Annotated in this window: 25 protein-coding genes; 16 read left to right on the top strand and 9 right to left on the bottom strand. The window is 35.5% G+C overall.

Annotation, left to right across the window (positions count from 1 at the left end; all coding sequences use genetic code 11):
* Positions 1 to 71 precede the first annotated feature (71 nt).
* Positions 72 to 545, top strand: a complete 474-nt coding sequence (locus tag C7Y47_RS07750; protein ID WP_142508254.1) for a YaiI/YqxD family protein — start codon at positions 72 to 74, stop codon at positions 543 to 545.
* Positions 535 to 1,857 (top strand): D-serine ammonia-lyase, encoded by a 1,323-nt coding sequence (locus C7Y47_RS07745; protein ID WP_142508253.1) that lies wholly within the window; start codon positions 535 to 537, stop codon positions 1,855 to 1,857. The genes C7Y47_RS07750 and C7Y47_RS07745 overlap by 11 nt, the downstream gene beginning before the upstream one ends.
* 87 nt (positions 1,858 to 1,944) lie before the next feature.
* Here C7Y47_RS07745 and C7Y47_RS07740 read toward each other — a convergent pair whose 3' ends face one another.
* From C7Y47_RS07740 to C7Y47_RS07730, 3 genes are all read right to left on the bottom strand, one after another.
* Positions 1,945 to 2,136, bottom strand: a complete 192-nt coding sequence (locus tag C7Y47_RS07740; RefSeq protein ID WP_049666523.1) for a hypothetical protein — start codon at positions 2,134 to 2,136, stop codon at positions 1,945 to 1,947.
* Positions 2,137 to 2,690: 554 nt separating this feature from the next.
* Positions 2,691 to 2,816 carry a hypothetical protein gene (locus C7Y47_RS25550; RefSeq protein ID WP_255505075.1) on the bottom strand — a complete coding sequence of 42 codons (126 nt, stop codon included), beginning with the start codon at positions 2,814 to 2,816 and terminating at the stop codon, positions 2,691 to 2,693.
* A 405-nt stretch (positions 2,817 to 3,221) separates the two neighbouring features.
* The gene (locus C7Y47_RS07730; protein ID WP_142508251.1) at positions 3,222 to 4,403 is read right to left on the bottom strand and encodes a pyridoxal-phosphate-dependent aminotransferase family protein; all 1,182 of its coding nucleotides are present in this window, start codon (positions 4,401 to 4,403) and stop codon (positions 3,222 to 3,224) included.
* Positions 4,404 to 4,577: 174 nt separating this feature from the next.
* Between C7Y47_RS07730 and C7Y47_RS07725 the strand changes: the two genes are divergently transcribed.
* Complete coding sequence (locus C7Y47_RS07725; RefSeq protein ID WP_142508250.1) at positions 4,578 to 5,657, top strand: DUF1835 domain-containing protein; 1,080 nt, start codon at positions 4,578 to 4,580, stop codon at positions 5,655 to 5,657.
* Positions 5,658 to 5,714: 57 nt separating this feature from the next.
* Here the strand turns inward: C7Y47_RS07725 and C7Y47_RS07720 are convergent, their stop codons facing one another.
* Positions 5,715 to 6,206, bottom strand: a complete 492-nt coding sequence (locus C7Y47_RS07720; protein WP_142508249.1) for a hypothetical protein — start codon at positions 6,204 to 6,206, stop codon at positions 5,715 to 5,717.
* A 409-nt stretch (positions 6,207 to 6,615) separates the two neighbouring features.
* Between C7Y47_RS07720 and C7Y47_RS07715 the strand changes: the two genes are divergently transcribed.
* The 6 genes from C7Y47_RS07715 (at position 6,616) to C7Y47_RS25225 (ending at position 9,308) form a co-directional block, all read left to right on the top strand.
* Positions 6,616 to 7,302: a nuclease-related domain-containing protein gene (locus C7Y47_RS07715; RefSeq protein ID WP_185903434.1), complete on the top strand. Its 687-nt coding sequence runs from the start codon at positions 6,616 to 6,618 to the stop codon at positions 7,300 to 7,302.
* 25 nt (positions 7,303 to 7,327) lie between these two features.
* Positions 7,328 to 7,651, top strand: a complete 324-nt coding sequence (locus C7Y47_RS07710; protein ID WP_142508247.1) for a nucleoside triphosphate pyrophosphohydrolase — start codon at positions 7,328 to 7,330, stop codon at positions 7,649 to 7,651.
* A 127-nt stretch (positions 7,652 to 7,778) separates the two neighbouring features.
* The gene (locus tag C7Y47_RS25545; protein WP_255505074.1) at positions 7,779 to 8,180 is read left to right on the top strand and encodes a hypothetical protein; all 402 of its coding nucleotides are present in this window, start codon (positions 7,779 to 7,781) and stop codon (positions 8,178 to 8,180) included.
* 208 nt (positions 8,181 to 8,388) lie between these two features.
* Positions 8,389 to 8,577, top strand: a complete 189-nt coding sequence (locus tag C7Y47_RS25540; RefSeq protein WP_255505101.1) for an HNH endonuclease domain-containing protein — start codon at positions 8,389 to 8,391, stop codon at positions 8,575 to 8,577.
* Positions 8,578 to 8,801: 224 nt separating this feature from the next.
* On the top strand, positions 8,802 to 9,029 hold the full coding sequence (locus tag C7Y47_RS07700) for a YdbC family protein (RefSeq protein WP_142508246.1): 228 nt from the start codon (positions 8,802 to 8,804) through the stop codon (positions 9,027 to 9,029).
* Positions 9,030 to 9,200: 171 nt separating this feature from the next.
* The gene (locus tag C7Y47_RS25225) at positions 9,201 to 9,308 is read left to right on the top strand and encodes a putative holin-like toxin (protein WP_220443510.1); all 108 of its coding nucleotides are present in this window, start codon (positions 9,201 to 9,203) and stop codon (positions 9,306 to 9,308) included.
* Between the two features lie 212 nt (positions 9,309 to 9,520).
* Here C7Y47_RS25225 and C7Y47_RS07695 read toward each other — a convergent pair whose 3' ends face one another.
* On the bottom strand, positions 9,521 to 10,147 hold the full coding sequence (locus C7Y47_RS07695) for a nitroreductase family protein (RefSeq protein ID WP_142508245.1): 627 nt from the start codon (positions 10,145 to 10,147) through the stop codon (positions 9,521 to 9,523).
* Positions 10,148 to 10,350: 203 nt separating this feature from the next.
* Entirely contained in the window at positions 10,351 to 11,595 is a 1,245-nt protein-coding gene (locus C7Y47_RS07690) for a ferredoxin reductase family protein (protein WP_142508244.1), read from the bottom strand.
* Positions 11,596 to 11,797: 202 nt separating this feature from the next.
* Here C7Y47_RS07690 and C7Y47_RS07685 point away from each other — a divergent pair, with 202 nt between their 5' ends.
* Positions 11,798 to 12,286, top strand: coding sequence for a metal-dependent hydrolase (locus tag C7Y47_RS07685; RefSeq protein WP_142508243.1), 489 nt, complete (start codon positions 11,798 to 11,800; stop codon positions 12,284 to 12,286).
* Positions 12,287 to 12,343: 57 nt separating this feature from the next.
* Here the strand turns inward: C7Y47_RS07685 and C7Y47_RS07680 are convergent, their stop codons facing one another.
* Positions 12,344 to 13,165 (bottom strand): squalene/phytoene synthase family protein, encoded by an 822-nt coding sequence (locus tag C7Y47_RS07680; protein ID WP_142508242.1) that lies wholly within the window; start codon positions 13,163 to 13,165, stop codon positions 12,344 to 12,346.
* Between the two features lie 759 nt (positions 13,166 to 13,924).
* On the opposite strand from C7Y47_RS07680, the gene coaW reads away from it, so the two are divergent.
* The 4 genes from coaW (at position 13,925) to C7Y47_RS07665 (ending at position 16,032) form a co-directional block, all read left to right on the top strand.
* Complete coding sequence (gene coaW, locus C7Y47_RS07675) at positions 13,925 to 14,761, top strand: type II pantothenate kinase (protein WP_142508241.1); 837 nt, start codon at positions 13,925 to 13,927, stop codon at positions 14,759 to 14,761.
* Between the two features lie 494 nt (positions 14,762 to 15,255).
* Positions 15,256 to 15,444, top strand: coding sequence for a hypothetical protein (locus C7Y47_RS07670; protein ID WP_049667178.1), 189 nt, complete (start codon positions 15,256 to 15,258; stop codon positions 15,442 to 15,444).
* 21 nt (positions 15,445 to 15,465) lie between these two features.
* On the top strand, positions 15,466 to 15,609 hold the full coding sequence (locus C7Y47_RS24880; protein WP_185903432.1) for a hypothetical protein: 144 nt from the start codon (positions 15,466 to 15,468) through the stop codon (positions 15,607 to 15,609).
* 111 nt (positions 15,610 to 15,720) lie between these two features.
* Positions 15,721 to 16,032 carry a DUF3889 domain-containing protein gene (locus C7Y47_RS07665; RefSeq protein WP_366151261.1) on the top strand — a complete coding sequence of 104 codons (312 nt, stop codon included), beginning with the start codon at positions 15,721 to 15,723 and terminating at the stop codon, positions 16,030 to 16,032.
* Positions 16,033 to 16,069: 37 nt separating this feature from the next.
* Here C7Y47_RS07665 and C7Y47_RS07660 read toward each other — a convergent pair whose 3' ends face one another.
* A complete protein-coding gene (locus C7Y47_RS07660) occupies positions 16,070 to 16,624 on the bottom strand; it encodes a DJ-1/PfpI family protein (protein WP_142508239.1) in 555 nt (184 codons plus the stop codon).
* Positions 16,625 to 16,858: 234 nt separating this feature from the next.
* On the opposite strand from C7Y47_RS07660, the gene C7Y47_RS07655 reads away from it, so the two are divergent.
* Together C7Y47_RS07655 and C7Y47_RS07650 are read left to right on the top strand one after the other, a co-directional pair.
* Positions 16,859 to 17,257 carry a MarR family winged helix-turn-helix transcriptional regulator gene (locus C7Y47_RS07655; RefSeq protein WP_142508238.1) on the top strand — a complete coding sequence of 133 codons (399 nt, stop codon included), beginning with the start codon at positions 16,859 to 16,861 and terminating at the stop codon, positions 17,255 to 17,257.
* Positions 17,257 to 18,453: an MFS transporter gene (locus C7Y47_RS07650; protein WP_142508471.1), complete on the top strand. Its 1,197-nt coding sequence runs from the start codon at positions 17,257 to 17,259 to the stop codon at positions 18,451 to 18,453. Before C7Y47_RS07655 ends, C7Y47_RS07650 begins: the two co-directional genes overlap by 1 nt.
* A 39-nt stretch (positions 18,454 to 18,492) precedes the next feature.
* On the opposite strand, the gene C7Y47_RS07645 is transcribed toward C7Y47_RS07650, so the two are convergent.
* On the bottom strand, positions 18,493 to 19,167 hold the full coding sequence (locus tag C7Y47_RS07645) for a C40 family peptidase (RefSeq protein ID WP_142508237.1): 675 nt from the start codon (positions 19,165 to 19,167) through the stop codon (positions 18,493 to 18,495).
* Positions 19,168 to 19,410 lie beyond the last annotated feature (243 nt).

The following is a 19,410-nucleotide window of genomic DNA, read 5'->3' as shown; positions in this document are numbered from 1 at the left end:
GAATTTATTATATTAAAATAATGATTGGTTGAGCGATCTATCTAATTATGAGAAAGGAATGATGCTTTATTGTGAAGGTTTTAATTGACGCTGATGCCTGTCCAGTCGTGGATTTGGCGTTATCTATATCATCTGAGTTTGAGATTGAAACAATCTTGTTTTGCGATACATCCCACCGTATCGAACGTGATAATATAATAACAATTATGGTTCCGAAGGGTCCAGATTCGGTTGATTTTACGCTAGTGAATGCGCTTTCAAAACATGATATTGTCATTACGCAGGATTACGGTTTAGCAGCTATGGTTTTGGCAAGAGGAGGTTATCCAATCGATCAAAATGGAAGAGAGATGTCCAATGAAAATATCGAACGTTTGCTCGATATGCGCCATGTTGGACAGAAAATTAGACGTGCTGGAGGACGGACGAAAGGGCCTAAAAAACGAACTCAAGAAAACAATATTTCGTTTGAATTGAAATTTCGACAAATTTGTGAACGAGCGATTTCGGCTCAAAAAATGGAGGAATCTGAAGGTGGAAAATGAGCGTAAACACGAACTATTAAATCAATTTCCAGGACTAAATGAGTTAGCAAATCATCATACTGTACTTTGGAAAAATACAAATCGAGAAAAAAAGGCGCAAACAAATCTTTTTTCAATGGAGGAAGTTGAGGAGGCAGAGGAAACACTTAAACGCTTTTCTACCTATTTAACTTTAGCATTTCCAGAGCTTTTGGAAAGCAAAGGGCTTATTGAATCGTCTTTACTAGATATACCTTGCATGAAGAAAGCTCTTGAAAAAGAATTTGATGTATTAATACCAGGTCAATTTATCTTAAAATGCGATCATGCCTTGCCAATTTCCGGCTCTATTAAAGCCCGTGGTGGTATTTTTGAAGTATTAAGGCAGGCAGAACGGCTTGCGATCGCTAGTGGCAAGCTAACAAAAGAGGATAGTTATGCGGTGTTGGCAACAGAGGACTTTCAATCGTTCTTTCAGCAATACACAATTGCCGTAGGTTCTACAGGTAATTTAGGATTGAGTATCGGCATTATGGGCAAAAGACTCGGCTTTAATGTCGTTGTACATATGTCGAGTGATGCAAAAGAGTGGAAAAAAGCATTACTGCGTGAAAAAGGTGCGACAGTTATTGAATATGAAGCAGATTATAGTGTTGCTGTAGAACAAGGTCGTCGAGAGGCTGAACAAGATCCTATGTGTCATTTTATTGATGATGAAAATTCGAAGGACCTATTTGCCGGCTATGCAGTGGCGGCGAAGCGTTTAAAAGCACAGTTTGAAAAGACGAATATTTCTGTGGATGCTGCTCATCCATTGTTCGTGTATTTACCATGTGGTGTAGGTGGAGGACCGGGGGGAGTTGCGTACGGGATACGTGAAATTTTTGGAGAGCATGCCCATATATTTTTCGCAGAGCCCGTAGCATCCCCTTGTATGACAATTGGCTTAATGACAGGTTTACATGATGAAATTAGTGTAGAAGATATCGGTCTTACTAATAAAACCGAAGCAGATGGCCTTGCTGTTGGTCGTGCGTCAAAATTTGTTGGCAAAGTGATGGAAACATATATTAGTGGTTGTTATACAGTGAAAGATGAAGAATTATTTACGTCGCTCGGTTTAGCGATAGATTCGGAAGGTCTATTTTTAGAACCATCTGCACATGCAGGGATGTTCGGACCAATTCAGTTAATGAAAAATGGACAAAGTTATTTAGAAAAGCATGATTTAGTTAATAAGATGGAGCAAGCTACCCATCTTGTATGGGCAACAGGTGGAAGTATGGTGCCGGAGGAAATGCGTGGGGAGTACATGGCAAAGGTGTGCCAGTAGCAAAAATTAATGATTAAGGTAGTTAGTTAATAAGAAAACGCAAGAATGCTATCGGAATCAACATTCTTGCGTTTATTACTTTTAAAGTTATTTATATAAATAGTCCAACGCTTGATAATCTTGCTGATAGCGTCCACCGTCCGCTACTTCAGCGTGATATAAAGCTTTTAAAGCATAATTTTTTTGCAAATCCATTTCGGACATTAACTCTTTTAGGCGATCATGTAATTCACGGTTTTCTTTCACAAGTTGCTGCATTTGTGGTTTAAAATATTTCATACTGTCTAACTCCTCAATTTATAACGTGTTTATTAGTATAACACTTTTAGCTTTTGAAAATGTACTCATATTCATAATTCGGGCTGTAAAAGATTATTCAGTCGATCATGTACTTAGGTGTATCGTTCTCTTACGATTTCAATGCTTGTTTAATATTTAATAATAATAACTAAAAAATGAAATAGTATATGCGTTTCATTATGCATTAAGAACTTTCAATTTAATGACAGGTATACATGATGAGATCAATGTTGAAGATATTAGTCTAAATAAGGATGTTCAGTCTAAAAAGATTTTTTAAATTGAACATTTCTTCTTGCTCAGTAATCACGCTCGTTTCTTGAATTACTAAAGGGTTATCTCCTATTTATTCCGTCCTGTTTTACTTTTCTTCGTATAGATATAAAGAAAAGCAAGAAGACCATATAAGATTCCTCCTAACAAGAAAAACGGTTCAACAATTACTAAAAGTAAAGGAAGTGATTCTGATCCCAATAAGCTTTGAATTATCCCTACACCACCCCGCAAACCTAAAACCACACATGCTCCCCATGCTAAAATGAGCAACAACCAGGTGGAAACCGTCGTCCCCATGCTTGAACAAGTGCAAGTGCAGTAAATGCAGCAATTATACATAGGCCAATTGCAACCAGATTAATGATGAATAACACTTCGCCCATTGTCTGGCCTTCAAATCCTATAGTGCCTCCTGTAGCCCAGTAAATGTGGATCAACCCGAATAGAGTCGACCAAACAAAAGCTGCATAACCAGTAAAAACCAACCACTTTTCTATTTTGTCTAGAGGATGGCAATCATTATTGTTTTTGATTGAAATAACTCCTTTCATTATGAGGAATGAAACCATTTTGAATTAGTACAATCAGTTACTACATTATATGGCCCTTTTGCTTAATTAGAGATTGAATAGGGACAATAAATAAACAAACTTCCAAATCCATACATAGATTTGGAAGTTTAAATCTTTATCCCACATTATCAAGTAATAAGAGGAAGAATAATTACCTATATAATCCTAATTGGTGAAGGCAAATCATATCTGTGGGGATGAAGAAGGCCTCGCTGATTAAAGTTTCACTTTATCGTGGCATTGTTTTCGCTGAGCGGTTAAAAATACTTCCTGTGCTGCCCGCACACCTGCACCTGGCTCAAAGTCATATTCAAAGTCTTGAAGTGCCGCTTCCATTAAAGAAACTGCTTGTAAAATATCACTGGGGAAACAATAGCCCATATGGCCGAATCTAAAAATTTTACCTTGCAAATGGCCGAGGCCACCAGCAAAATCTAAATGATATTGTTGTTTTAAATGTGCCAAGAAGTTACCGAGTGCAATCCCTTTTGGTGCCATAATCGCTGTAATGGTCGGAGAAGCATGCTCATCCGTAGTGAGAAGTTCAATATGAAGGGCATTCATCGCATGACGCACCATGTTTTTCATTAGTTTATGGCGAGCAACTGTATGTTCAAAGCCTCCTTCTTCCTCTATAAGTTTACAAACCTCATGAAGTCCAGAAATAAGTGTCACAGTAGGCGTGTTTGGAGTCATCCCTTTTTCTGCCCAGCTACGATAGCTTAATAGGTTTAAATAATAGGACGGTGTATTATTTTCTTCAATAACGTTCCAAGCCCTATCACTAACGCTGACAAGAGAAAGTCCAGGAGGTAACATCATCGCTTTTTGAGATCCAGTAACAAGAATATCGATTCCCCAGGCATCCATTTCAGCAGGAGCTCCACCTATGCAACTTACACCATCGACAATACACAATGCATCCGTTTCCTCACGTACAACTTGTGCTAATTCAGCAATTGGGTTTAAGATACCAGTCGAAGTTTCATTGTATGTGACAAAAACAGCTTTAATATCTTTCAACGGTTGCAAGAATTCTCGTAGCTCCTTAGCTGTGCAAGCTTGTCCCCATTCTTTTTCAAGCTTATGTACATGAAAGCCGAATTTCTCACAAATCGAAACAAAATAGTCTCCGAATGCTCCAACAGTGATCACAACAACATTTTCACCAGCAGAAACAGTGTTAACCGCCGCGGCCTCTAAAGCTGCTGTTCCACCTGATGGAAGAAGTAAAATATCCTGCTTTGTCCCGAAAATAGGTTTTACTAATTCAATTGTTTCACGGTAAAGCGCTACAAATTCATTGCTTCGATGACTAATAATATCGCGATTCATCGCAAGCTGAACCTTTTTAGGAATTGGCGTAGGTCCTGGATGTCTTAAAATATTTTCATACACAATCATCAAACCCCTTTGTATTTAAAATTAGAAATTCAAAATTTTCTAACTATAATATAGCATATTTTTTCTGTTAGCTAACTTCTTTTTCAAAATTTGATAGATCAAGTGTCATACAACTGAATAGTTCCTAACTTTTATATGGTAAAATTTTTATAGAAGGGGGGCTAAGTTATGGAATCGAAAGTAAAGTATCCATATATTTATTTTTTATTGGAATCAAATATGGTTTTTGTCTACCGAATTAAAACACATAATTATATGAACGCATCGGATTTGATAGATAGGAGTGAATGGGAGGCTTATGAATTACAGCATCATGTTCAATTTGAAGCATTCAACCATGAAGAAAGTAAAGCAATTGACGAGTGGGGATTCTGGCTTGAGCAACATAAATTAAGCGACATCGTAGAAATTATCAATGACTGTATTCAAAAACATTGTTCTGTGGATCAACGAATAACAACACAGGCAGTTCATATTGTGAGCTCCGAATCTGCAGCTGGTTCAGTGAGAGTAGCACTAGCACCACCTAAACATGTGATTGGATTGCCTGATTGCTTCTCAATTGGACCATTGTGGAAGCTAGAGGAGAAAAGAGGCCAAACATTCCGAAACAATTGGTTATTTGAAAATATTAACGATGAACAAGAAGATGTTTATCAAAATAAGTTTACAAATACTTTGCGTGAAATAGAAGATATTTCGAATCATGTTCCTATCTATATTTGGTATGGTAATAATGCCGATGAACAATGCGGGCTTCGTTTTTTCCTCTATTTATTGCGAAATAAATCAAATGAGATTTTTCTTATTAATACAACAGAACAGAGTAAGGTTAATTGTGCGACAAGCCATCTTAGTTCACAGCAATTAGCGCAGCTTTTTATGAACATAGAAGAAAAAAAGCCATTAACTATCCAGGACCGTCGTATATTCCAAAATGAATGGGAAACATTATCGCAAACTAACGATATTCTGCGCTTATGGATTAATAATGGAATAAAAGGGGTACCAGAAAATTATTTTGATCCCTTTATTATAGAGACGATAGAAAGGCTACATAGTGAACAAGCAACAACAGATTTTATCAAGACAGGGGCAGTGATTGCGGAACTCTTACCTTTGATAGAAGAGCTTCCTAGTGTCTTCTTTTTAGAATCTAGAATAAGATTTTTAGTCTATAGTGGGGTGCTTGCATTAAAAGGTATTCCTAAGTCCATAAGGCACTATAGTGTAAAATTACGTGAATAACTAGAAAACCTCTTTAACCTTAAATGGTAAAAAGAGGTCTTTGTACTTGCATATGTATTATGCAACGAAAGGTTTATTCATTTTTATTAAGCCATAGATAAAATAGAATAGTCCTAATGTGATGACCGATAAAATCGTATAAAGTACAGCTTTCCCAGTTCCACCAGTCCAACGATAGAAGAGGCGATATGTGATATAGAAAATAAAGCCGAGAAGACCTATTGAAGCAATCGCATCCAGAAACAGAAACGGAATAAAAGAGACAAATGTCAATACAGCATAAATAATAGCATTTTTCATTGCTGCTGCTCGAACGGTTACGTCATTATTACCCTTTGCTGTTAATAAGAAAAGGTTATAAATACCAATAATCGGAATCCAAGCAATATAAGCCAGTTTGCTAAAGCCATTTACTTTAGATGCCTGGTAATAAATAAGTGAACTAATTACATAGCTTGCAATACTTATCAATGCAATACAAATTAACATAATAATGAGAAATACCACGTCTAAATCATCGAAATCATTGTAATATGAAGAATCGTACATAAGAAAACCCCCTTTCTTAAAAAATACTTCATAATAATAACAATACTAAAGTCATATATCTACAGTTAATTATATCCGGAATTTAATGTTAATAATGCATTTACACTATTTCAACGGATATGAAAATTGTATTAATAATGAATTTTTGATAAATGATTGATTGGAACAAAAAAGGGGTTAGCAAACTAGTAGCCAAGGGTTGTAGATGTCACAAAAAATCAGTGTTTGAACAAGATAGCTTCCAAAAAATAATTTAATTCAAACTAAAATGCTACAAGAAACTATTTTGATGGAAAATTGAACACTAATGTCAAAAATACTAAAAATATCCATAAAAAAATTGGTATAATAGTTTTAGGATTTTTGGGTTATATGAAGTGAAAGAAACAAGAGATAGGAGAGTATGTTTATGCTAATTATAATTTTTATATCGATAGTGATAAGCTTTTACTTTATGGAAAAACATTATCGGAAAAGTGTCTATTATAAACAGACAAAAAATAATTACTTTGCAGTTAAACTAAATAAAGGGAGAAATGGTGAGTACTTAACATCGAAAATTATTGAACGGCATGCCTTACAAAGTCATAGACAATTATTAAATGTATATATTCCAAAAAGAAATTCAGATGAATTAACGGAGATTGATTTACTTTATATTGATCGAACTGGTCTATATGTAATTGAGTCAAAAAACTATAGTGGTTGGATTTTTGGCAATGAAACACAACAACAATGGACACAAATGATGCCGAATAAGAAAAAATATAAATTTTTCAATCCAATCCGTCAAAATGCTACGCATATCCGTGCAATTCAAGATTTTTTAGACCTCCCGAAAGAAGCAATTTATTCAGTCATTGTCTTTAGTGAACGCTGTACATTAAAAAAGGTGTTAGTAACTTCCCAAAATGTTCATGTTATAAAACGAGAAAATGTAAGGCGTTTTATCCAAACACAAAAGCAAACTGCACAACAGTTTTTCTCTCAAGACGATATTCAAGCAATTTACAATAAGCTTGTACCTCAAATGCAAGTATCCAATGAAGTCAAAAAACAACATATTCAAACGATTCAGCAGAAATATGGAAAATAATCGTATGTAAAGGGGGGCAGTTGGCATGCCAATATACAATAAATTAGTACGTGATTTAATTCCTCAAGTAATTGAAGCGCAGGGTAAAACATGTAGCATAAGAGTATTAGAACAAGGAGAACACGTAGAGGAAATAAAAGTGAAAATGCAAGAAGAAGCATTAGAATTTCTAGAGGCAGCCTCACCAAAAGAGGCCGTTGAGGAACTTGCGGATATTTTAGAATTAGTACATACAGCTATACAAATGTACGACGTGCCCTACGAACAATTAGAACAAATACGTACTCAGAAGAAGAGCCAACGCGGAGGCTTTTCGAAAGGTATATATTTAGTTGAGGTGAAGGAGTAGGAGGAAGCAGTAGTCGTATAATTTAAAGGTCGGTGAAATACGCGAACAATATGTAACTGAGGATCAGATTTGGCATCATCTGAATAATTTTTACTATCGGTCATCAGTCGCAACTTCTTATAAGTTTGTGTTTTTAAAAGCATTGCTTGAAAACTTATACAATGTAGATGAAAAGTTAATACTCAGTTATGATCAAATATTTTATTCTTTCACAAATATATATTGGAATCTAGTAATCCATCACAAATTAGCACAATCACCAAATAAAAATAAACCTGCTCGTGCGCAAACCATCTTGCAGAAATATGCTAATGATAATGCTATCCCTCCCGAATGGCAATTCGATCAACTTTTAGATTCGTTGCAACTAAAAATCGTCAATGAGGTAAAGCGTGATTGTAAGCAGAACGTGATCGGCGCATTTTACGGAGATACAGCAGGGGTATTCTATGAATTTGACATCAAACATGCACATTTTCGTTTCAACAATCCTGTCTATCAATTCATGAAAAATACCAGTGGGTTTTAACAAATCTAACAAATTATCATTTAGCCAAATATCTCGAAAAAGTGAATGAAGTTACAAGTACAATGGCTTTGCTTTCGAAAGTAGAAGTGATTTCAAAGCGCAGTTCTTTAATTTTTACAAGGTTCCTACACAATTTGAACAAAATCGATGCTTCTATTGTAATTGTGATTTATCAACTAATCGCCGAAAAACACACGTCGATCACTTCATTCCGTGGAGCTTTGTTAAAAATGATAATTTATGGATTTTAGTGTTGGCGTGTAATGATTGTAACTTGCAAAAAAGTGACAAAATCACAACTAAATTTTATTTAGAGTCCATGCTTGAAAGAAACTATAATTTAGTGTCAATTAGAGAACCAATTATTTTTATACATATGAAAATAACAAACTTGTAGATTTATATGATTACTCAATAATGAACGGATATACGACATTATGGGAACTAAGGAAGGTATACAAGTTAAAAAATTAATTTAATTTTATGACGGAATAAAATAGATTAATTCTGAAGGATTTTACGTTTCTTAGGAAGTGTAATTATTGCAAGTGTTGTCACGTTTGATAATCCTATTATTTCAAGATATAGTTCTTATTACAGATACAATAAGGAGGAATGAATATGGCTGAAATTAAATACGAAATTGTTGAAACAGTTGCGGTATTATCGGAAGGCAATAAAGGCTGGAAAAAAGAATTGAATTTAATTAGCTGGAATGGTCGTGAGCCGAAATACGATATTAGAGACTGGTCGGAAGATCATACAAAGATGGGGAAGGGTGTTACGTTTTCACTGTCTGAATTACAGCTTTTGAAAGAGTCATTAGCTAAGTTGTCAGACTTGGATTAATGTACAGAGCAACTCTTTAGAGTTGTTTGACTAATTATGTAAGTGAGTAGCAATTTTAAATTTTCTGAGGATTTTCCATAGAATATATTTCGTAAAATTGTTAGACTAACAATAGTAACAATTCATAATGCAGGTGGCGGCTGAACTCCCTTTTGAAGGGGGGTGAGGCGGATGACAGTATTTGAAGCATTCAGTTTGATTGTGCAGTGTAGCCTTTTGCTAATTGCAGTACTGACACTGATGCTTAGCATTATTGTCTCTCAAAATAAAAAGAAATAGCCACCCTGCCGGCTAAGTAAGGTGGCTAATGCTATAACTTTAACTTAGTCAGCCGCTATGGTTGCGGCATGATTGTTGCTTTGACTGGATGTTGACGCATCCAGTCTTTTTTATTCTATATTTAGTGTATCATATTTATTCGAAAAAGAACATTTTTCTTCATTCAGCGAGCACTTCAAACCAAGCGTAATTGATACAGTCTTTCTCTTGGATTAAATGAATTTTGCGATGTCATTTAGCGCTAAACGAGATGAGCCGTAAGCTGGTGCTGCTGCTTTTCCGATAGCGATTAAGACAATTGGCACTAGATTATCTGTTAATGCAAAGCGCTTCGCAAAAGCCTCTTTATTGAAGCCACCCATTGTAACCGTATCATAGCCCATATCTTTTGCTAAAAGCATGATTTGCATAGAAATTAAGCCTGCATCAAATGTAGCTATATTTTTTAGAACTTCTGTAGGAAGGTTTGAATAAATCTTTAATGAATTTTCAATCATCATGTTTTTTGTTGCTTCATCCATATAGCCAAGCTCGAAGTTTTTTGTATAGATTTCTTCAACATTATTGTACATTGCAGTATCGCCTAATACCGCAATGATGGCAGACGCAGTTTCTACTTGCTCCTGGTTATTTGCAATTAAACGTAGTTCCTTTTTCACTTCCTCATCCTGGATCACTAAAAAGCGCCAAGGTTGTAAATTACTTGATGATGGAGCGGTTGTTGCCTGCACAAGTAATTCCTCTAAATCTGATTGAGGAATTTTATAATTAGCTTCATATTTACGAACAGATTTACGATCATGTATTACTTTATTTAAATAACTTATTGGTGTACTCAAGTCAAAAGATCTCCTTTATTTTTGATGAGATTTTACTATACGATATACTTTTTGAAATTCCAAGTAAATTGCTCGAAATTGATTAACTTCTTTCAGCGGATGTCCAAACAGCTGCGCTACGCTTTCGCGCAAAAAAACATGTGTTGACCTAAAGCCTCCGCGGATTTCGGACGCAATGATGCCGGGGCATAAATCGATAATTATTACTTAAATTTAAATGCCTCGAAGTCAACGTTTATATCTTTATTGTGGGATTTCAATTGCTTGGCAAAATGTTTTAGCATTTTTTCGGGGCCACACATAAAAATACTTGTTTGTGGGGGTACTGAAAAATTTTCAAATGAAAGCCTGTCCATTTGGGTAGTATCAATAAAGTTCACTTTGAATTGTTGATTAGTTATTGCATACTCCTGTAAAAAATCTTTATAGATAGCATTGTTTTGACCATGATAAGTGTAAAATAACTCAATATTACGATCCAATGGTTGTGATTGCAAATAAGCTAAAAATGGAGTAATCCCTATACCGCCAGCTATCCAAATTTGTTGTTGTGTTCCATTTTCAAAGTTTAAATGACCATAAGGACCATCAAGTGTGATGGGTGTATTCAGTTGAACTGAATTATATACTTTTTTTGTGAAATCACCAACCGCCTTTATAGTGACAAATAATTTTTTTTCATCGCCACCTGAAATTGAAAAGGGATGAGGCGCCTTTTCTATGCCATCTTGCATAATTTTGATAAAAATAAATTGTCCATGACGAAAGGGGAGGTTTCTTTCAAGAGTTAGCTCCAGTTCAATAACATTGGAGCTCATTTTCTTGATTCCTGTAATGTTGCCTGTATATTTGAAAAACATATCCTGATACATTGTCAACATATATAATGCGGACATAAATCCAATAGTTGTAGTTATCGCTGTAAAAATTCCTAAAGGTGTAGGCTGCAATAAATCGTATCTGCTTGAAAAATAGGCATGATAAATTCCAAATGTATAAGGGATAAGCATTAACCGATGAAAGATGCGCCAGTGCTCATATTTTAGAAATTTAGCAAAAAGCGCAATGACAATTAACGCTATGAAACCATATTGCCCAAGTGATCCTAGTTCTTTCGCAAATTCGCTGAGTGAAGTTCTTGGTACTTTATCCCAGTGGGGGACTAAACCTTGTAATTGACCATGAATAACCACTAATACTAGTGAAAGAATGGCTAAAGATTTATGATAAAAATAAACATTTTCTAGACCATGGAACCAACGCTCAAAAATTTTCATTCTTGTTGCTAACAAAAAAACAAGAAAGAAGCCTGTAATGGCCATACCTCCAATGATGTGGCTGAGCCTGTTAACTGACTGGATAGGTTCTATAGGTGTAGCGAAAGACCACAGTAAAGCACTACTACTCATTATTAGTATGATAAACAAAATTCCTTTGATAGATTTCATAAATAACCTCCAATATTCATTTTTATCTCTAAATATCCTATATATACAATAAGAACCTGAAATGTTTCTGAATTTAATATGAAAGTTAATTTCGCTAACAAAAAAAGGGATTATACGTTCGGAATATATGTTCCCTTTTGCGCTGGAGTGTGTTAAATTAAGAAGGGTAAAAATATAGAGATATAAGGAGCAGAAGTAAATAATGCAAGGGAATACACATATTATCGGGGGCATCACTGCAAGCCTTGCTTTTGCACAAATTTCTAATGATAATCCACTTGTTTTAGTAGGAGCGGGCGTTATCGGTGCATTACTTCCAGATATTTGCCATGGGGGCAGCAAAATCGGGAGGAAGTTTCCCGTCATTTCAAAGATTGTCAATACGTTGTTTGGACATCGTTCATTTACACATAGTTTGCTTTTTTTATTTCTAGTAGGGATGTTACTACATACATTTATACCTTACGAATCCATTTCACTAGGTATTTTATTAGGGATGGCAAGTCATGTTTTCCTTGATATGGGAACTAAGAAGGGTGTTAAGCTGTTCTTCCCAGTATCCATTTCAGTACGTCTACCTATTACTATAAAAACGGGTAGTAAAGCTGAAAAGGTAGTATTTATGTTGTTAACGATGCTTTCAGTCTTTTTTAGTTATGAAATGATTGTTAATCTAGTTCAGTCCGTATAACTAAAACAGCCCCAGTACGAGAGTTTCTCATACTGAGGCTGTTTTATGGTGAAAGTTTTAGTCAACCTGTACCTCTTCGACTGTTTGTTCTACTTCTGCTCGTGACATTTTTTCACGACCTTCTTGCATTGCCTTCAATGTTTTATGGGCTAATGCAAGTGGTAGACGACAGAATAATAATACAGTACGTTTATTAATATCTTTCATATAAAGATCCGCTTTCGCGAGATTTTCCTCCGCATATGCAAATAAATCTTCACGAGTCCAGCCATCAGGAACGAAACTTACTCCGCGCTCGTCCATATCCTCATGCTGATTGCGTAAAATATTGACTGCTTGGAGACCGCGGCCATAGCCAATTGCTAAATCGCGATCCGTTTGAATGTCAGCACCCCACGCCCAAAGCTCGGACAGCATTGTCCCAACTAGCCCTGCAACGTAGTATGTATAATCATCTAAATCCTCTCGCGTATGCACCTGCCAGTTTGCTTTTGCCCATTTTGCCATCCCAAACGCCATTTCACTTGTTGAAGCTTGGACAATTTTACGTGAGCCTTCAGGACAAAACGTTAGCCAATCTGCTAAACGAAGAGATACTTCAGGTAGCTGATCTACATATGGCGCTAATAATGCTTCATAGGCCTCAGCATTAAATGATTCCTTTAATAACTCACTTGTTGCATTAAGTAAATCGAATTTTACGTCATTAGAAAGGTTTTCATGATCCTCAATTTCATCTATAGCACGCATTGCTAAATACGCGGCTGCCACAGACAATTTTAAATCATTTTTTAAAAAAGTAATCGGTATATAAAAAGTGCGACTAGTTTCCTTTAAAACTTGCATCGCTTCTTTATAAAGTTTTTTTTGATCTTTCACTTGTATTCCTCCGTTCAAATAGTAACACATCTATAGTATATCGTATCGCAAAAGTGATGAAAGATAAAACAGATTGTTCAATTTATAATCAACTATTTTCAAATGGTATAGATTAAGACAAAGTGGGGATAAATAACGAATAACGAGATTGCAATTTTTATAGGTAGGCACGGCAATGGCAAAATTGATTTCGAGAAGCGAACTAGTGATTGTTGGAGGATATCAGCTAATCCCCCTAGGAGTCGCCATCAACTAGTTCATATGACATACGTTTTAACAAAATGACATTTTTCCTTTTATCGGAACACTTTCAGGAATTAGCGCTCAACTTTGCTAAAATCGATAATGCATCGAGTGTCATTGCATTTTCAGTTCTTTTGTGTTTTTATAGTAGAATAATGTTAAAGTTATAAAAATGCGACGAAAATCGTGTGATTAATAGAAAAAAATTGATATTTTTCGTCTTTTTTTCATGAAAGTTTGCTAAGTTATTGCACATTTATTTCAACAGCGTTAAAGTTTAGGAAGGACTGAGATACAACTTCACTTTTCGAGTAATTGTAGCAGTTGATTTGCTGTCGGTACTGAAATACAATACATCGGATTTTGGCACAATAACTCCTTGCAAAATCCGTGACATTTGTGGAGGCATGAACGTTATTCAACTGGCTTCTAATCGCCTCTTGAATACAAGCAAAATCTAAGTATATATCTCACCATCTGAAATAGAGATTGTACGTAAAGTCAAAGGAGAATGGTATGCCAAAGGCTATAGGTATTGATGCAGGCGGAACATTGACAAAAGTTGCTTATTTAGATGAGCATAATGAGCTCGTTTTAATAACTTTCCCGTCAAATGATTTGCTAGCAGTGCAAAATTGGATTATTAATCATCCAGATATTGAGGATATTGGTGTTACGGGAGGGCGTACAGAACAATTACTGGATGTCATCAAAACAATGAAATCGATTCATTATATAGTAGAGTTTGAAGCCACATTGAAGGGCGTTCGATTTTTATTGCATAAAGAGGGCTACTTCTTCGAGAGAAGTATGATTACTAATATTGGTACTGGTACTTCAATTCATTATATGGAAGATAATACGCATGTTCGTGTTGGTGGTACAGGCGTTGGTGGTGGAACATTGATTGGATTGTCAGCGCTTACAACTGGCATCACGGATTATAATGAAATAAGAGAACTGGCCTCTAAGGGTAATCGAGAAGAAATTGATTTACTAGTAAAGGATATTTATCAAGGGATGGACACACCTATTGATGGACAACTGACAGCTAGTAATTTTGGGAAAGTTGGTATTACGGAATCTATCAAACATCCAACAGAAGATATTATTGCAACTGTACAAGGACTAGTAGGTGAGGTTATTACCACACTTAGTATTCAATATGCTGAAGAAAAAAATGCTCAACATATCGTTTATATTGGTTCAACTTTAAGTAATAATGATCATCTTACACGTGTTATTGCCAATTACACACGTACGAAAAAGCATACACCAGTCTTTATTAATGACCACGGTTTTTCAGGTGCAGTTGGTGCATTATTAAATATAACTGAATATACGATTGTCTAAATACAATGTGCATTACTAATTAAAGTTAGTGATGTACATTTTTTTATTTTTATTCAAAGTTCTACCTATAAGACGGATTAAAATCAAAGCGACGGAAAGAAGAGCTGAAAGAATACAGATGTGGTTCCTTTTTCCAAACACCTACTGAAATAAAGACGCCATATCTTATCTGTGCGAAAGCGACAGCAACAACAACACACGACTGAGTGACCAATATCATGCCGCTAACGCTACGCTTTCCCGTAAAAAACATCTGTTGGCCCAAAGCCTCCGGCGGATGTCACGAATTTGAAAGGAAGGAATTGTGCGGGCACAATTCAACATCCGGATGCAATTATGCTAAGGCGAAATTGATTGGACTGGAAACCTTTTAGTAATGCCAGCAGTTATCCCCAAAGCATAAAACCTTTTATCCTGAGCACATTACATGTAGGAGGTGAATATCCGTGGCCAATAGAAACACCAATAGAAACAACAGAAACAACAATAAAACAATGAATGTGAGAACGCATAATCCTTTTGATACCTACAAAAAAATAGACCTCGATAAATCAAATAGTAATAACAATAACCCGAATGACAATCTCAATGAAGAATTCGCTGCAGAATTTGATGCGAAAGCCAAAAATAAAGATAATAAAACGAACCATAAGAAAAATCAGCAGTCCAACAAAAATAAATAACCGAAATTGGAGGCTAAAATAATGGCAAAGAAAAATAAAACGAGCTTCAAAAAGAAAAAGAAAGAAGATACACATAAAAGAAATGATCGTGAAGAATATTCAGCAGAATTTAATCAAGTAATTCATAACAATCCTCAACAACCAAAACAATCCAGTAAAAGATAATGAAAACTGCTCCTTAAGGTTGAGAATACTTAAGGAGCACTTATTTTTTGCTGTTTTGGCTACTTTATACCAAAGAAATAGGAAAGGTTGATGAACTTGCGAAAATTTTGTGTGAAACTTGGCATTTTTCTTGTATTGTTTACTGTATTCATCACTCCAACGATTACTTATGCACAACAGGGAATTCCAGCCCATGCTCAATGGGGAAAAGTAGCGATAAAAGAGACACATGTAAAATACCCTCAAGCAAAAATCCTCGATTATTTGTATGAGGGAAGCGAGATTGTTGAGAATGCCACTATTGAAAAATTTAAACTTTTGCTAAAACAAAGTGACAAGGAATTCGGTGTACATGTTCGAATCAAATATGAAACCAATACAAAGAAAGTAGTAAAAATTGAATTCCAAGAAACCACTCCATAAAATAAGAGGATGCCTGTTTTTAGGCATCCTCATTCTGTTAGCTTTCTAGCTTTTGAATAAATTCTCGCATTAAGCCGGGTAAATCTGGCCATGCATGACCACTAATTAAATTATCGTCTGTATGAAGATTAGAATCGATATACGTTGCACCTGCTACTTGAACTTCGGGCTTGCAGGCAATATAGGCTGTTAGTCCACGTCCTTTCAATATTTCTGGAATGGTCCCGAATATTTGAGCTGCGTGACATACAGCAGCGATTGGTTTATTTTTTTCAAAGAAATGGCTCACTAGTGCCGGAACATGTTCATTTAAACGAATGTATTCTGGCGCTCGTCCACCAGGAATGATGAGTCCGTCAAATTGTGCTGGATCAACTTCTGCAAAGGATGCGTGTGCTTCTATGCCATATGCTGTACGCTCGATGTATGTATCGACACCATCGACAAAATCGTGCAATACAGTCTGTAATTTTTTTACGGATGGTGCTGCAATCGTTACATCATAGCCAGCCTCAAGACAACGGTAATAAGGATAAAAAATTTCTAAAGCTTCAACTGCGTCTCCTGCAAGTATTAATACCTTTTTCTCCATGCTTCCATCTCCTTTTATTTGTAATCTATTAGCTTAATTCGACACTTTCAAAAAATTCCCTTCTGATAGTAGTGCGTCGGAGAAAATCGCTGATAAAATGCAAGCTAATCACTGATGAACAAATACGTAAGTCGCTGTGGTTATACGCCATCAAAACTTCAAACACTTTACAGCGAAAAAAATGAAGCGTATAGTATTTATTTAGCTAGGTAAATAAATAAGGAGGTCGCTAACATGAATCCTATTTTTCATGCTTTATTCCAAACAAGTCGTTATTTAACGAATTGTTTAAATGAAGTACTGAAACAGCACAACTTGTATAGCTCACAATGGGCTATTTTATATTGCTTACATAATCATGGGCCAATGACATTAACACAAATTTGGAAGTATTTAAATGTTGAAGCACCGAGTATAACTAGAGCAATTACTCGACTTGAGGCTTTAGGTTGGGTGCTTAGAATGGATGGTGAAGATAAACGTGAAAAAATCGTTACTTTATCACCATATGCAGAGGAACATTTGACTGCTATCACTGAAACCATCTTAGCTTTTGAGGAAGAAATGGTAGGGGCATTGACTGTTGAGGAACAACAGCAATTTATAATTTTATTGGAAAAAATGAAAGGTTGATAGACGTGCAGCAAGAGGGAAATACAAAAATATGGACGAAACGGTTTATTAGTCTCTTTTTAACAAATATCTCGGTATTTTTTGTTTTTTATGGATTGGTAACGACTTTGCCGTTATATGCGATTGGTGAGTTGCATCAGACAGACAAGGAAGCGGGATTGTTAATATCAGGATTTTTATTATCAGCCATTATAGTTCGTCCTTTTTCGGGTAAATTATTAGATGTTTTTGGGAAGAAAAAGCTTTTAGTTATATCAATAATAGGCTATTTTTTATGTACAGTTTTATATTTATTTATTCATCCTTTTGGACTTTTACTAGGATTACGTTTTATTCAAGGGATATTCTTTAGTGTTATTACAACAGCAGCTGGCTCTTTAGCCGCAGATATAGTGCCAGCCAATCGAAAAGGTGCAGGGCTAGGGTATTTCGCAATGTCTACTAACTTAGCAGTAGTTATTGGACCATTTATCGGTTTGCTGCTTATTCAATATAGTAGCTTCAATGTACTATTTATTGTGATGAGTATTTGTATATTAGCAGGGGGCATCCTAGCTGTAACGATAAATACGGATGATTTATCTAAGCCAGAACATCAGGGTAAATTGACATTTAAATTTGATGATTTATTTGAATGTCGTGCACTTCCAGTTGCGGCGATTGCTAGTTTAGTAGCTTTTTCATATTCGAGTGTTTTATCGTTTTTATCAGTCTACGCTCAGCAAAAAGATTTAATGGCTGTAGCGAGTCTATTTTATGCAGTTTTTGCAGCAGCAATGCTTATTACACGTCCATATACAGGTAAACTTTATGATACGAAAGGGCCGCAGTTCGTTATTATACCTGGTATTATACTCTTTGCTATCGGTCTTGTTATGCTCGCATTTGTCTCAGGACCAGCATTATTTTTATTGGCAGCCATTTTTATTGGATTTGGCTATGGGGCAGTAACTACAAGCTTACAAGCATTAGCTATACAGTCTACATCACATACACGCAGTGGTTATGCAACAGCAACGTTCTTTACGATGTTTGACATTGGTATTGCGCTTGGCTCTTATATTTTAGGAATGGTGGCCGTGCAAGTAGGCTATTCTTCTGTATATCTAACTGGAGCAGGCTCGCTAGTTGTAGTCTTTATCATTTATTTAATACGGTTAGCAAAAATAAAATCGAAAAAAGTAGCACATGTATAAATAAAAAACAGTTGGGGCATCCCAACTGTTTTTTATTCACTATATACGACCATATCCAGCAAAGTGTGTTTTCCAATAAGAGCTATTTATGTTAGCAACAGAAACACCACCGTCACTTGCACTAATCATTTGACTATTTCCAATATAAATGCCTACATGAGAAATACCAGCTTTATATGTATTAGCGAAGAATACTAAATCACCTACTTGAGGTGAACTTACTTTTTTAGCTGAACTGTAAAAACCTGCTGCAGACTTACGAGCTGTCGAAATACCAGCATTATTATATACATAAGTGACGTAGCCTGAGCAATCAAAACCTGTACTCGGCTTACTTCCACCAAATGTATATTTTACGCCCAATTGTTTTTTAGCAACTTGCACTAGGTTAGTTGTTAGTTTAGGTGTAACTGTAACTGTTGGTTTAGGTGCAGCTGTTGGCTTAGGTGTAGGTGTTGATATTGTTGCTGATGTGAGTTGAGTATTGAGGTTTAACTTTTGTCCAACGCGAATTGTCGTAGAAGATAAGTTATTCCATTTCATCAATGTTTGATAAGTAACACCGTACTGATTGGCAATCTTCCATAAAGAATCACCAGATTTTACTGTATAAGTTGCTGCTGATGCTGTGTCAATTGTTGAAAAAAGTACAGATGAACTTAAAGCCAATGTAGCTAATTTCAATCCCCATCTATACTTTTTATTCTTTTTCATAATATATATCCTCCTAAAAACTTTAAAAGCTTAATATATATATGATATTACCATTGTAATATTACAATGGTATGTCAATAAAATAACATTAAAGAGACAAATTATACTAATAATAATTGGAAAATATATTGATTTATGGCTCATCATCAAAAATTAGGGGTGATATTTATGTATATATGCCATGTATGTAAGTTAATTGGATGAGGACTTGGCGATCCCTATGCGATTAATTATGAGCATGGC

The organism is Lysinibacillus sphaericus, from assembly GCF_006864135.1.
Classification (GTDB): Bacteria; Bacillota; Bacilli; order Bacillales_A; family Planococcaceae; genus Lysinibacillus.
This window is presented reverse-complemented; position numbering and strand designations above follow the sequence as displayed.

Coding starts and splice junctions, on each gene's coding strand:
- C7Y47_RS07740 (WP_049666523.1), bottom strand. CDS start 2,136: ATGAAATATTTTAAACCACAAATGCAGCAACTTGTGAAAGAAAACCGT.
- C7Y47_RS07690 (WP_142508244.1), bottom strand. CDS start 11,595: ATGAAATCTATCAAAGGAATTTTGTTTATCATACTAATAATGAGTAGT.
- C7Y47_RS07645 (WP_142508237.1), bottom strand. CDS start 19,167: ATGAAAAAGAATAAAAAGTATAGATGGGGATTGAAATTAGCTACATTG.
- C7Y47_RS07685 (WP_142508243.1), top strand. CDS start 11,798: ATGCAAGGGAATACACATATTATCGGGGGCATCACTGCAAGCCTTGCT.
- C7Y47_RS07720 (WP_142508249.1), bottom strand. CDS start 6,206: ATGTACGATTCTTCATATTACAATGATTTCGATGATTTAGACGTGGTA.
- C7Y47_RS25225 (WP_220443510.1), top strand. CDS start 9,201: ATGACAGTATTTGAAGCATTCAGTTTGATTGTGCAGTGTAGCCTTTTG.
- C7Y47_RS07725 (WP_142508250.1), top strand. CDS start 4,578: ATGGAATCGAAAGTAAAGTATCCATATATTTATTTTTTATTGGAATCA.
- C7Y47_RS07655 (WP_142508238.1), top strand. CDS start 16,859: ATGAATCCTATTTTTCATGCTTTATTCCAAACAAGTCGTTATTTAACG.
- C7Y47_RS24880 (WP_185903432.1), top strand. CDS start 15,466: ATGGCAAAGAAAAATAAAACGAGCTTCAAAAAGAAAAAGAAAGAAGAT.
- C7Y47_RS07710 (WP_142508247.1), top strand. CDS start 7,328: ATGCCAATATACAATAAATTAGTACGTGATTTAATTCCTCAAGTAATT.
- C7Y47_RS07660 (WP_142508239.1), bottom strand. CDS start 16,624: ATGGAGAAAAAGGTATTAATACTTGCAGGAGACGCAGTTGAAGCTTTA.
- C7Y47_RS07700 (WP_142508246.1), top strand. CDS start 8,802: ATGGCTGAAATTAAATACGAAATTGTTGAAACAGTTGCGGTATTATCG.
- C7Y47_RS25550 (WP_255505075.1), bottom strand. CDS start 2,816: ATGGGCGAAGTGTTATTCATCATTAATCTGGTTGCAATTGGCCTATGT.
- C7Y47_RS07715 (WP_185903434.1), top strand. CDS start 6,616: ATGCTAATTATAATTTTTATATCGATAGTGATAAGCTTTTACTTTATG.
- coaW (WP_142508241.1), top strand. CDS start 13,925: ATGCCAAAGGCTATAGGTATTGATGCAGGCGGAACATTGACAAAAGTT.
- C7Y47_RS07670 (WP_049667178.1), top strand. CDS start 15,256: ATGAATGTGAGAACGCATAATCCTTTTGATACCTACAAAAAAATAGAC.